The following is a 12780-nucleotide window of genomic DNA, read 5'->3' on the forward strand; positions in this document are numbered from 1 at the left end:
CGCAGGCGCCTGGAGGAGACCAGTCAGCGGGCGCGCCGGTCGGCCGGCGCGCCCGCCTCCGTCACCCGGGGGAGGCGGGTGACGGGTCCCGGTGCGGGATCAGGGGGTTGCGCGGACCACCATCGCCGAGCCGCCGCCGCGGCGCTTCGGCTCGGCCACCGCCGTGACCCTGCCGCCGGGCGCGAACTCCAGCGCGGCGACCGCGCCGATCTCCGGCGACGGCGTGAAGGTCTGGGGCGCCAACACGAAACGCTGGCCGAGGGCTTCGAGAGCGCGACGCTCGGGCGAGTCGAGGAAGGCGGGCTCCGCCTCCGTCGTGGTGCGGTTGCGCTGCGAGATACGCGGCGCGGCCACCGCCTCCGGCAGGCTCATGCCCAGGTCGAGCCGGTTGACCAGGGTCTGCAGCACGGTGGTGATGATGGTCGCGCCGCCCGGCGAACCGACCGCGATCAGCGGCGCGCCGTCGCGCATCACGATCGTCGGGGACATGCTGCTGCGCGGCCGCTTGCCCGGGCCCGGCAGGTTCGGGTCGGGCACACCCGGCGTCAGCGGCGTGAAGTCGAAGTCGGTCAGCTCGTTGTTGAGCAAGAACCCGCGCCCGGGGACGGTGATCGCCGAACCGCCGGTCTGCTCGATCGTCAGCGTGTAGGACACGACGTTGCCCCAGCGATCCGACGCCACCAGATGGGTGGTCGACGGTCCTTCGTACGGCTCCACGCCGCCCGTCCCCCGCGCGCACCCCTGGCCGGGGCCACGCGGATCGCCGGGCGCGAGCGGGCTGGACAGGGTCGCGTCCGGCCGGATCAGGCAGGCCCGGTCCTTGGCGAACTCCTTGGACAGCAGCTCCCGGGTGGGCACGTCGGAGAACGCGGGATCGCCCACCCAGCGGTTGCGGTCCGCGAAGGCGATACGGCTGGCCTCCAGATAGTGGTGCAGCGCCTGCACCCGGTCCGCGGAGGACAGATGGAAGTTCTCCAGGATGTTCAGCGCCTCGCCGACCGTCGTCCCGCCGGAGGAGGACGGCGCCATCGAGTAGACGTCCAGGCCGTGGTACGTCGTGTGGGTCGGGCGGCGCTGGATCGTGCGGTAACCGGCCAGGTCGGTGCGTTCCATCAGGCCCGGGCGCACGGTCCGCGTGGACCCCTCGGCGACCGGCGGATGCTGGACCGTGCGCACGATGTCCCGCCCGATGTCGCCGCGGTACAGCGCGCCCACGCCGTCCCGGGCGAGTTCCCGGTACGTCCGCGCCAGGTCCGGGTTGCGGAAACGGGTGCCCACCACGGGCAGTTCACCGCCCGGCAGGAACAGCCGGGCCGTCGAGCTGAAGTCGCGGAAGCGGGCCTCGTTCAGCTTCGTCTGGGCGCGGAACTCGTCGTTCACGACGAAACCCTCGTCGGCGATCCGGGTCGCCGGGCGCAGGGCCTTCGCCAGGGACACCGTGCCCCAGTCGTCCAGGGCCTTCTGCCAGGTCGCCGGTGTGCCCGGAACACCCACGGACAGACCGGAGTTGACGGCCTCGTCGAACGGGATCGCCTTTCCCGTGGACGGGTCGACGAAGGAGTCGGAGCGCATCCGGGCCGGCCCGGTCTCCCGGCCGTCGATGGTGTGCACCGTCTTGCTGCGGGCGTCGTAGTAGACGAAGTAGCCTCCTCCGCCGATGCCCGCCGAGTACGGCTCCACGACCCCGAGCGCGGCGGCGGTGGCGACGGCGGCGTCGACGGCGTTCCCGCCGTGCCGCAACACGTCGATGCCGGCCTGCGAGGCGTAGGGGTTGACGCTGGAGACGGCGCCGCCGCTGCCGACGGCGACGGCCTGCTTGGCGGGCGGCCGCAGCCCGGGCGGCGCCGGTGAACCGGTCGCCGCGGGTGACGCCGCGGCGGTGTGGGGGAGCAGCAGGGGAAGGGAGAACAACGCCGCGGACGCGGCCACCAGGGCACGGCGGTGGGTCATATGACCTCCGATACGCCCCTCCGTGGAGGGGGATCGCTACGGGGAGGTGGGGGGTGCCCGAAACCCTGGCAAACGGCAGTCGGCCAGGCAATGACACCAGACAAGGTTTGCGGAAGATCTGAGGTTTCCGGAGGTAATCCCTCCGAAGCCGCCGATGCCTCACCCACCAGGGCGAACACCGCCGGCCACACGGTCAGCCACCGCGGTGCGCGCCACGGGAGCGCTTGCTCATCCGCTCCCAGAACAGCCGCAGTTCCGCAAGATCCGTACGCTGCTGCCAGGGCGCCTGCGGGCGCGCGAAGGGCCGCGTGTGCGACAGCAGGGTGAACTGGGCCCGGCAGAAGGCCTCGGACAGCTCCGGACGCTGACCGTTCAGCCCCGACGGCGGGTAAGGACACAGCCCGAAGGCGCAGTCGTCACGGCAGTTGGAGCCCGCGTGGGAGGCGGCCGTGCGCACCAGGGCCCGGCCCGGGTCCAGCGGGCGGCGGTCCCGGCTCAGACACGGCGGCAGATCCGGCCGGTCGGTGCGGCGCAACCGTTGCAGCCGGTCCGCGGGCCAGTCGCCGCGCTCGGCCAGGTTCAGCAACAGCAGCACATCGGCGAGGAGTTGCTGCGCCCGGGGATGCAGCGTGCTCCACCCGGTCGACGGCGGAATCCACAACTGGTGCTTGCGCACCTCACCGCCCTCGGCGGGCTGCGAGCCGACCTGCGCGATCACCCCGGACTCGTCGATCCACAGATACCGCTCGGGCCGGCCCGTCAGCAGCGCCCACACGCACAGCTCGGCGGCCGCATCGACGAACGGGTGCTGCGCCTCCCCGGCCGGCAGCGCGAGCCACTGCCGGACCAGTTGCGCGGGGTCGGTACCGGCCCCGGTGCGGCCGGCGGACGCCTCGCCGTCGGGCAGCTCCCACAGCGTCAGCGCGTGCAGCAGGGTCAGCCGCGTGAACCAGAACCGCGAACGCCTGAGCATGTCCCAGGCCTGCTCGCTCAGATACTCGCGCGCCTGCGCCCGGGCATGCCGATGCCGGGCCCGGCGGTTGGCCGCGAACTTGAAACCCTGCGCCAGCGCCACCTCCAGCGTCAGGTCCAGCGCCGGCCCGCCGGCGTCCTGCGCGCCGACCCGCTGCACCCAGCTCGCGAGGATCTCGTACGGCGTGTCACGGTGGCGGCGCAGCGTGACCGAGCCGACCAGCAGCGGGATCAGCCAGGCGCACAGGGTGTCGTCGCGCCACTCGCGCTCCTCCTCCTCACGTTCCTCCTCCTCCAGCCGCTGCAGCGGCGCCAGCCCGTCCGGCGCGGACGCGTCCCGGTCCTCCCGGCGGTCGCCGGCCTCCCAGGGCTGCTGGCTCTCCCACAGGTCCAGCCGCCAGTCCCGCGTACGCTCCATAGGCCGCTGCCGTACGGTCTCCGGCAACCGCAACCGCGCCTGCAGCAGCTCGAACGCGCTGTCGCCGCCGGCCCCGATCTCCTGCGCGATGGCGACCCGAACGGCGTACGACGGCTCCAGCCGCCCGATCTCGAAGAGTTCCGTGTACGCCGGGTGCACGCTGCGTCCGCGGTCCACGGCCCGCAGGGCCTCGCCGAAACGGGAGACCAGCAGCGTCTTGGTCACGCTCAGCGTGTGCGGGTCGCGGGCCCGCAGATCCGGCCACGACGTCGTCAGCTCCATCGCGATGCGGTGCTGCTGCGGCTCGGCATCCACGCTGTCGATCTGCAGCGCCGTCGCGTACAGCTGGAGCGCCTTGGTGTGCAGGGTGCGGCGGAAGACGTCCGCGGGGGCGACCGGTTCGGGCTCCGGCGCGGGAGGGGCTTGCTGCGGGTCGCCGTCCGTGCGCGAGTCCCGGTCCGTGCGGGGGTCGCCGTCCGTGTGCGCGTCGCCGTCCGTGTGAGGGTCGCCGAATGGTGGGGTGCACCCCGGCGGGCCAGTTGCCGGGTGAGCAGCACCAGCAGCGCGGTCTTGCCCGTCCCGATGCCGCCGACCACGACGTGCGTTCGGCGGAAGCGGCTGTCGCGCAGGTCCTCCATGAGCACCGCGCACAGCTGGTCCCGCCCCACCACCCGCCCGAAGATCCCCCCGGCCGTCTGCACCAGATCCCGCGGATTCTCCCGGGCCTTGTGCAGATACGCCCTGCTCACCCGCGTGAACCGGAAGAAGAGGTAGGCGACGCTGGCGAGAGCGAGGGTGAGGAAGGGCATGACGATGCCCTGCAGAAGGCCGCAGGGGAGGTGGTCACCGGTTTTGCACTTCGTCTCCATCGCATAGAGCAGAGAGCCCTTGGGTTCGGCCATGATCAGCTGGGCCACGCTCATGGTGATGAGGAAAAGCTCGGCGAGGGCGCCCAGGAAGGTGAGGGCCAGAATCGGCCAGTACCAGCGGCTCTTGCGCACGCGCCAGGTGCGGGCACGGCCGTAGCCCTGTTGCATCAGCCGGGAGGAGGAAGGCATGCGCAGGTTCACACGACCGTAGCTTCCATGCCCGGCGGACCGAGATGTCCGTCCGGCCCGCGGGTTCGTTGCCGCTTCCCGGCACTTTTCACCCGACCGCAGCACGCGGGCGCCGCAGCCGCGTGCGCCCTGCGTCCGACTGGCCCGTCACCGCACCCCCCATTGCAGTGACGCGTGGCGCGAAACGATGATGGCCGCTATGGAACGACCGAGCGAGATCATCCCGTGTGACGACTTCGTCCTGCGGCGCTGGCAGGAGAGCGACGTCAGCGCGGCGTTCACCCTGATCCGGGAGTCCGCGGACCATCTGCTGCCGTGGATGTTGTGGGTGGCGGAGCACACCGAGCAGAACACGCGGGACTTTCTCGCCAAGGCCGAGGCGAGGTGGACGGCCTGTGCGGTGTTCAACTACGCCGTCATCAAGGACGGCACACCCGTCGGCATGTGTCAGGCGTACCGCGGGGGTGAGCCCCCGAGCTGGCGGCTGGGCTACTGGCTGCATCCCGCCGCCACCGGTCAGGGCATCGCCACGAGGGCGACGGCGGCCCTGGCCACGGAGATGTTCACACTGCCGGACGTGGACTACCTGGAGATCAGCCACGACCGGGCCAACGTTCCCAGCAGCGCCGTACCGCGCCGGTTGGGCTTCACACAGATCCGCCACGAGCAACAGCCGGCCCCCACGACACCACCGGCCACCGGCATCGAGGTGATCTGGCGCCTGAACCGCCCGAAGCCAGCTTCCGACCCGACTCCCGCCCCCTGACGCGTACACGCGGTGCCGCGCGCCGACGGTGTCTTCAGGCACCGGCAAGCGGCATTGACCGGCACGTGCGGGTGCTGTCAGAACCAGTGCAGGCAGTGTGGGGTGCGGTCGGGGTGGAAGAGGGCGTCGGCCTGGGCGGCCGCGTGTGGGTGGTGGGCGCGGATGTGGCCGGCGCGTACGAGCGTGCTGGGGGTGGTGCCGCCGAGGTAGATCGAGCCCAGGTCGCTCACGTCCAGGGACAGGTCGGGCTCGCGGTCCGTCGGCACGCAGTCGGCCTTTCCGTCCCGCACGGTCAGCAGGTAGCGGCCGTTCTCCCCGAGGAACGGGTCGTCGACGTCGAGGATGAGGTCGCCGTCCGTGAACCAGCCGCGTGCGGTCAGTGCTCGCGGGACGTCCAGCAGCCGCACCCAGAGCCAGTCGGTGTCGTTGCCGACTTGGCCCGCGCGGAAGTCCGCGAGCTGCCATCGCAGCGGGTGGCCGGGCGGGATGTGCTTGAACACGACCTGGCGGACGAGGTCGTGCCCCAGAACGAACCGGGCGAGGGCCGTGAAGGCGGTGTCGTCGGTGGCGATGGTCTCGTCGACGGTCAGGGTGTCGGGCTCGGTCAGCGAGTACGCGGCGTACCCGTCGGGAACGCCGTCCGCGTCCCGGTGGACGGCGACGTAGCGCGCCGCCGACGAGACCGGCGGCTGCCCGGCGCCCAGCGTCCACCAGCGGTGCGGCCGCGAGAGAGCGCCCGGTTGCGCCCGGCGGTAGCGGTCGTACACCTCTTCCAGGATCTCCCCGCACTCCGCCCGCCGCAGCAGCTCCACCGAGCCGGTCGCCGCCGTGCCGGCGGTGCCGCGCGCCCGGGGGACGCCGAGGGCCGCCTGGCGCCGCGGCACCGTCAACCGCTGCGTGTACGTCGCCGGCCCGTATCCGAACCGGCGGTAGATCAAGGCCTCGGACGCCAGCAGCACGGCAAGGAACTCGCCCCGCTCGCGCACCGCCGTGAGCTGATGCCGCATCATCCGGGTGAGCACGCCCTGCCGCCGGTGCGAGGGCAGGACCCCAACGGCGGTCACCCCGGCGACCGGGACGAGGACCTCTCCGGGCAGGGTCAGTTCGAAGGAGTACGCCCCGGCGGTGCCGACGGGCCGCCCGTCCGGCGCCACGGCGAACAGCCCGCGGTCCATTTCGAGCGCCGCCCACCAGACCCCGCCGCCGTCGGCCGGACTCTCCGGGAAGCGCCCGAACGCGGCGTGCAGCGTATCGACGAAGAGGTCGAAGTCCTGATCGGTCGTGGGACGGATCTCCACCACTGCCGCTGCCTCCCCGCATTCCCAGCACCACGACACGTGGCGTGACGCCACAGTGCAACGTCGCCCCGTCCACCAGGTCAAGCGAATTACCACCGCCCACAGTGCCAACGACCCGATTTCGGTTACGACCGGATGGCGATCGAGGCAGCGCTCGCCCTCCGCGTTCCTCAGCGCAGCCTTGTGACCTCGGCCAGGGCGTGGCATGCTCCCGGCCATGATCGAGAGAATCGAGTCCGCCGTCCGCCGATGAGCGAGACGACCGGGACAGGACTGCCCGGATCGCGGATCACGCTGTTCGCCCACGCCCTGCGGCTGCATGCGCCGGCCCCCGACGAGCCACTGCCGCGCGACGGGGAGCCCTACCCCGACGACGCACTGCACCGGTGCCGCCCTCGGCCGGAGCCGCCGGAGGATCGAAGCCTCGCCGGCAAGGACGTCGCGCGCATCCTGGACGCGCACTTCGCCCGGCCGGCAGCCCCTTCGAGCGCCTTGGCGGACGCCTTCCACGACGTCCACGTACCGATCCACCCGAACGAGAACATCGCCGAAGCGGCCCGGCGCGCGGACCCGGAACGCGCACGCAGGACCGGGCGTTGGCTGGTGCGGCACGGAACCGATCGATGCGCGGTCACCGTGGGGCTCGCCCTGCTGGCCGCCGTGGGAACAGGGGACGACATCCCACTGATCCAGACGATCGGACTGCTGTCGAACCGCTTCGGACCCCTGGCGGCCGACGCCTTGGAGCACATGCCGCAGGGGGCCGAAGCCCTCCTCTGGCTCGGTGAGCGGGTCAGCGGATGGGGGCGCGTCTACGTCGTGGAAGCACTGTGCCGCACGAGCAACCCCCAGGTCCGGACCTGGCTGCTGCGCCGGGCCTGCGACGGCGACTTCCTGAACGGATACTTCGCAGGGCGGGTTGCCACGGTGACACGGCTCCACGAGGCACTGGACGCCCTCGACACCGACAGCGAGATGGTGGACCACGTCGGGTGCCTGCTCCACTTCATGAGCGACTGCGGCGGGATGGGGCTCACCCTGGCCCACTACCCCCACTCCCCACAGGTCCTGGAGGCGTACGTGCGGCACGTGGCCGGGCTCGCCCCCACCTTGAAGCGCTACTTCACCGTGGCTCTGCTCGCGCAGCACTTGGTCGTGGGGTCTCCCGAAGCAGCGGGATGCACCACGGAGCAGCAACGGGCGCTGCGGGCGAGGTACACGGAGGTGCTCGACCAGGAGGAGTGGACGCGGAAGGCCCGCACCGGTCTCGCGGACGAGGAGCGCCGCATGCTGTGGCTGGCGAACCACCGCGCACCTCAGCTGAAGCTGCGCGGGTTCCCCGATCCCCGGCCGGCCGAGGAGTAACCCGGACCCCCCGCACGATCGGGCGCGGGCGACGGGCGGTCCGGCCCGTCGAAAACCATGTGACGCGTGGCGTGCCGGTCAACGACAATCCCCGCGTGGCCATCATGAGCGTCGACGGGACGGAGCCCGGTCCGTCCCCGCGCACCGTCCTGACCGCGTCGGCCGGTCGCGCCTTCGGTGCGATTCCGCCAACGGCCCTGGTGCTGCTCGGCATTGTCAGCGTCCAGCTGGGCTCGGCCGTGGCGAAGCAGTTGTTCGGGGCGGTGGGCAGTTTCGGCACGGTCTCGCTGCGGCTCTTCTTCGCGGCGGCGGTCCTGCTGCTGTTCTGGCGGCCGTCCCTGCGCATGAGCCGCCGCACCTGGACGGTCGTGGTCTGCTACGGTGTGACGCTCGGCCTGATGAACCTCTGCTTCTATCTGGCCCTGGCCCGCATCCCGCTGGGCGTCGCGGTGACCACCGAGTTCCTCGGACCGCTGGTGGTGGCGCTGGCCGGGTCGCGGCGATGGCTGGACGCCCTGTGGGCGCTGCTCGCCGCAGGGGGAGTGGTCCTGCTGATGGAGGGACGCGGGGACCTGAACCTCGCCGGTTTCCTGTTCGCCCTCGCCGCGGGCACCTGCTGGGGCCTGTACATCCTGGTCGGCGCGGCCCTGGGCCGGCACACCACGGAAGGCGGAGGCCTCGCCCTGGGCATGGCCGTCGCGGCGCTGGTGGCGGTGCCCTTCGGCGTGGCGGACAGCGGAACGGCGCTGATCCAGCCGTGGGTCCTGATCGCGGGGCTCGGCGTGGCAGTGCTGTCGTCGGTCATCCCCTACTCGCTGGACCTGGAGGCACTGCGCAAGGTCCCCCCACGCGCGTTCGGCATCCTCATGAGCCTCGAACCCGCGATGGCGGCCCTCATCGGCCTCGTCGTGCTCCAGGAATCCCTGCGCTGGTCGCAGTGGCTCGCGGTCCTGTGCGTGGTGGCCGCCTCCGCCGGCGCGACACGCGGCACCCGCGAAGACGGCTGATCCGGGCGAAGGACGTCAGGCTCTTCTGCGGGAGATCACCTGCGTCAGGGCGACCGCGGCCGCCAGGCAGCCCATGGCCGTGCCGAACAGGGCGGCCGTCGGGATCAGGGCCGCTGTCGCGTCGGACGTGTTCTGCAGGCGCGTGAGCATGAGGTTCACCGGAGAGACGCCCCGGCTCAGCAGCACGGCCAGCAAGAGGATCAGGGCGACGGCGAGGGCGTAACCCTGCCGCCGGAACACCAGCCGGGAACAGACCAGCCCTATGCCCACACCCATGGCCGCGCAGGTGAGTTGGGCCGCGAGTCCGAGCGTCAGGTCCGCGGGACCGGGGGAGTGCGCGCCGAACGCCAACGGCAGCGCGACACCGACGACGGCCAGCAGCAGGCACCACACCCCGGCCGCCGCGACCGTCGCCACGAGGACCCGCAGATCACCACCGGCACTGGCGATGACGATCGCCCGGTGCGGTCGGTCCTCCAGCGCGACCAGCGCCATGGTCAGCCACACCGACGACAGCAGCATGACGCCGGCCACCGGGGCGTACGTCGCCGTGAGCGGGCCGGTGTCGCCGCTGGTCAGCACCGCCACCAGACCGAGAAACAGCAGCACCGGCGCCAGGTAGCGCTGCGACAGGAGCAGTACCGTGCACAGATAGCGGACCAGAGGGATCACGAGAGGGCCCTCCCGGCATCGCTGCGCGGCCCCCTCGCCGGCACCGCCTCGGCCACGCTCACCACCGACCATCCGTGCCGCAGCGCCGTCAGCAGGGTCGCGTCCGAGTGTTCGCGCGCCACCCGCAGGACCACCTCCCCGCCGCGCCGGACCACGTCCAACACGCCTGGCTGAGCAGGCCAGTTCACCTCGACCGGCCGGCCGCCGGTGGCCGGCACGGTCAGGACCACGTCGATCAGGAGGTCCCCGCCGCCGTGGTGCACGGTGACGTGCCCCTTGCCGTCGAGGCGGTGGACGCTCTTCGCGTGCGCCTCGGTGATCGCCTCGCGGTGGTCGGTGAAGACGACCGCCCCGCCCTGCGCGGCCACCTCGTCGATGAGTTCGGCGAGGACACCGTGCGCCGAGGCGTCCAGACCCGACCAGGGTTCGTCCAGGACCAGCAGATCGGGCCGGACGAGCAGTGCCTGGGCCACCGCCACCTTCTGCGCGTTGCCTTTGGACAAGGTACGCAGCGACGCACGGGCCCCGCCCACCAGGGACAGCCGCTCCAGCAGGTGCTCGGCGCGGGCCCGGGCGGCGGACGCCGGCATGCCGCGAATACGCCCCATGTGGGTGAGATAGGAGAGCGCGGTCAGGCGGTCGTGCGCGGTGAAGCGGTCCGGCACGTAACCGATGCGCCGCGGCCGGCCCGACACACGCCCGGTGGTCGGCCGCGTCAGCCCGACGAGGATCCGCAGCAAGGTCGACTTACCGGAACCGTTGCCGCCCACCAAGGCGACGACGTCCCCGGGCGAGACCTCCAGGTCCACGTCACGCAGGACCCAGCGTCCAGAGCCGTAACGCTTCCCGACCCCCTCACACCGCACCGACTCGACTCCTCACCGTGGTCGACGACCGACCACTCCCTCACGCCGGGAGCCTACGCGCGCGGCGGAGTCCGTAGGGTGCGCCCATGACCGATGAGAGTGAGCGGGCCGTCCGAGCGGCCGTCGATGGCGAGATGCGGCTGCTCGACCCCGAGGTGCGGGCCTCCCCGGAGCGTGTACGGGAGCTGCTGGACCCGGAGTTCACCGAGATCGGGGCCTCCGGACGCCGGTGGGACGCGGAGTCGGTCACCGAGGCGACGGGCGACGGCTCGGTGACCCCGGAATCGCCTGTCGAGGTCGGTGACATGGCGGGCGTCGTCCTCGCCCCGGGCGTCGTCCACCTGACCTACCGCTCCGGCCACGCGGGCCGGCGGGTCTGGCGCAGCTCGCTGTGGCGTCTGACGGGCAGCGGCTGGAGGCTGTACTACCACCAGGGCACCCCGACCGGTTGAGCCGGGCGGAACCGGGTCACCCGCTGTCACCGCCTTCTCGTATGCTCCCGGCATGAACGACGGGGAGCCCGGCAGACGGGTGATCGACGGCCGCTTCGCGCTGCAGGCGCGACTCGGCGGCGGGGGCATGGGCACGGTGTGGCGGGCACTGGACCTCGTCCTGGACCGGCCCGTGGCGCTGAAGGAGGTGCGTCCGTCCGATCCCGGGCTCGCCGAGCACGACCCCGAGGCCGCGGCGCACCTGCGGGCCCGCGTCCTGCGCGAGGCACGAGCGCTGGCCCGCGTCGCGCACCCCAACGTCGTGACCATCCATCATGTCGTGGACGGCGGCGAACACACCTATCCCTGGCTGGTCATGGAGCTGGTCACCGGCGGCTCGCTCGCCGACCGGCTCGCCCGCGGCCCGATGGAGCCGCGCGAGGCCGCCGCGCTCGGTCTCGAGCTGCTGGGCGCGCTGCGCGCCGCGCACGCGGTCGGCGTCCAGCACCGGGACGTGAAACCGGCGAACGTCCTGCTGCGGGCCGACGGCCGCCCGGTCCTCACCGACTTCGGCATCGCCGCGATCCGCGACGCGACCGCGCTGACCGCCACGGACTCGATCATCGGCACGCCCGACTACATGGCCCCGGAGCGCATCTCGGGCGGCGAGGGCGGCCCGGAATCCGATGTGTGGTCGCTCGCGATGATGCTCTACGTCGCGGTCGAGGGTCACCATCCGCTGCGCAGAGGGACCACACTGGCCACGCTGGCCGCCATGCTGAGCGAGGAGCTGCCGCCGGCCCGCCGCGCCGGTGAGCTCGGTCCCCTGCTTACCGCAGTGCTGGTGAAGGACCCGGCACAGCGGCCGGGCACCGACGTCGTCGAAGCGATGCTGGCCCAGGCGGCGCAGGCACCGGCGCCTCGGACGCAGGGTTTCACGACCGCGGACGCCGGAACTACGTCGTACCACCTCGCCCCTCCCGGGGTCCCGGGGCCGCCGGGAGCAGGAGGGACCGCGCCCGCGGACGCGGTGCCCGCCCACGGCGCTGCCACGCGCCCGGTCGACCAGGGCCGCGAGGAGCGCGTGCGGCGGCGGGACCGCCGTCTCGCCGTCGGCTCGTCGGTCGCCGCGACGGTGCTCGTCGGCGTGCTGGTGTGGCAGTTCCTTCCCGGGGCCGGCGGAGGGACGGACGACGGGGGAGCGAAGCCACCGGGGGCCGCCGCGAGCGGCTCCCGTACGGCCGGTCCGACGCCGAGCAGCCACACCCCGGCCGGTTCCGGGACCGCCACCGGGGCCGGGCAGCAACCGGCGCACGGCGACCTGCTGACCCCGGCCGGCATCCGCACCGCTGTGGCGGCCCTCAAGGCCGCGACGGGCACGGACCAGATGTGCAGCCTCGCCGTCTATCCGGAATACGTCTCGGCCAAGGTCATGGCCGGCGGCAGCAGAACACGCTACGACTCCTGGACGTACCGCCCCGGAGAGGGCGCGAAGAAGGGAATCATCAGCGGCTCGGTGACTCCTCTGGAGAGCCCGTTCCGGGTGGACGACTTCGACTGGGACGCCGTTCCGGCCCTGTTCGAGCAGGCGCGGAAGAAGCTGAACGTGAAGGACCCCACCGCGCGGTACCTCCTGGTGGACGGGGCCGACCCGACCTTCGGCGATCCGATGGGCATGTCCGCCTACCTCTCGAACGACTACAACGAGTCCGGCTACCTGACGGCCGACCGCACCGGCCGGGTGACGAAGGTGATGCCGAACGACTCGGCAGGATGACGTCCGCTGTACGGAGGGAATCCGCTCACGGGCGGCTTGCGCTGGAGTGCGCTCCAGGCCGTAGCGTCGAAGACACGGCGGCACGCGGGTCCCCTGCCGCCCGGCGCCCTCACGGGTTGCCGGGCCACGCCATCCGTTGCCAGATGGACGGTGAGGTGGGGACGAGGGCCCTCGTGGCGCCGGAACGACGAACGAACGTG

The 12780-nt window shown here is 72.4% G+C and carries 11 protein-coding genes; 5 read left to right on the top strand and 6 right to left on the bottom strand.

The window, feature by feature from the left end:
- Nucleotides 1-99: 99 nt before the first annotated feature.
- The 3 genes from ggt to ACF1AL_RS27610 form a co-directional block, all read right to left on the bottom strand.
- A complete protein-coding gene (gene ggt / locus ACF1AL_RS27600; RefSeq protein ID WP_391699422.1) occupies nt 100-1950 on the bottom strand; it encodes a gamma-glutamyltransferase in 1851 nt (616 codons plus the stop codon).
- A gap of 193 nt (nt 1951-2143) precedes the next feature.
- Nucleotides 2144-3655: a hypothetical protein gene (locus ACF1AL_RS27605; RefSeq protein WP_391827875.1), complete on the bottom strand. Its 1512-nt coding sequence runs from the start codon at nt 3653-3655 to the stop codon at nt 2144-2146.
- Nucleotides 3613-4410, bottom strand: coding sequence for a hypothetical protein (locus tag ACF1AL_RS27610; RefSeq protein WP_391827877.1), 798 nt, complete (start codon nt 4408-4410; stop codon nt 3613-3615). The genes ACF1AL_RS27605 and ACF1AL_RS27610 overlap by 43 nt, the downstream gene beginning before the upstream one ends.
- Before the next feature lie 187 nt (nt 4411-4597).
- On the opposite strand from ACF1AL_RS27610, the gene ACF1AL_RS27615 reads away from it, so the two are divergent.
- Nucleotides 4598-5164, top strand: coding sequence for a GNAT family N-acetyltransferase (locus tag ACF1AL_RS27615; protein WP_391827879.1), 567 nt, complete (start codon nt 4598-4600; stop codon nt 5162-5164).
- A 77-nt stretch (nt 5165-5241) separates the two neighbouring features.
- On the opposite strand, the gene ACF1AL_RS27620 is transcribed toward ACF1AL_RS27615, so the two are convergent.
- A complete protein-coding gene (locus ACF1AL_RS27620) occupies nt 5242-6462 on the bottom strand; it encodes a GNAT family N-acetyltransferase (protein ID WP_391827939.1) in 1221 nt (406 codons plus the stop codon).
- A 249-nt stretch (nt 6463-6711) separates the two neighbouring features.
- Between ACF1AL_RS27620 and ACF1AL_RS27625 the strand changes: the two genes are divergently transcribed.
- Together ACF1AL_RS27625 and ACF1AL_RS27630 are read left to right on the top strand one after the other, a co-directional pair.
- Nucleotides 6712-7827, top strand: a complete 1116-nt coding sequence (locus tag ACF1AL_RS27625; protein WP_391827881.1) for a hypothetical protein — start codon at nt 6712-6714, stop codon at nt 7825-7827.
- Between the two features lie 104 nt (nt 7828-7931).
- Nucleotides 7932-8834, top strand: coding sequence for a DMT family transporter (locus ACF1AL_RS27630; protein WP_391827941.1), 903 nt, complete (start codon nt 7932-7934; stop codon nt 8832-8834).
- A gap of 15 nt (nt 8835-8849) precedes the next feature.
- On the opposite strand, the gene ACF1AL_RS27635 is transcribed toward ACF1AL_RS27630, so the two are convergent.
- Nucleotides 8850-9506 (bottom strand): hypothetical protein, encoded by a 657-nt coding sequence (locus ACF1AL_RS27635; protein WP_391827883.1) that lies wholly within the window; start codon nt 9504-9506, stop codon nt 8850-8852.
- The gene (locus ACF1AL_RS27640; RefSeq protein WP_391827885.1) at nt 9503-10315 is read right to left on the bottom strand and encodes an ATP-binding cassette domain-containing protein; all 813 of its coding nucleotides are present in this window, start codon (nt 10313-10315) and stop codon (nt 9503-9505) included. Before ACF1AL_RS27640 ends, ACF1AL_RS27635 begins: the two co-directional genes overlap by 4 nt.
- Before the next feature lie 143 nt (nt 10316-10458).
- On the opposite strand from ACF1AL_RS27640, the gene ACF1AL_RS27645 reads away from it, so the two are divergent.
- Both ACF1AL_RS27645 and ACF1AL_RS27650 read left to right on the top strand, forming a co-directional pair.
- Nucleotides 10459-10824, top strand: a complete 366-nt coding sequence (locus ACF1AL_RS27645) for a DUF4440 domain-containing protein (RefSeq protein ID WP_391827887.1) — start codon at nt 10459-10461, stop codon at nt 10822-10824.
- Nucleotides 10825-10876: 52 nt separating this feature from the next.
- Complete coding sequence (locus tag ACF1AL_RS27650) at nt 10877-12580, top strand: serine/threonine-protein kinase (RefSeq protein WP_391827889.1); 1704 nt, start codon at nt 10877-10879, stop codon at nt 12578-12580.
- Nucleotides 12581-12780 lie beyond the last annotated feature (200 nt).

It is taken from the genome of Streptomyces sp. NPDC014801, from assembly GCF_043082085.1.
In the GTDB taxonomy this organism is placed as follows: Bacteria; Actinomycetota; Actinomycetes; order Streptomycetales; family Streptomycetaceae; genus Streptomyces.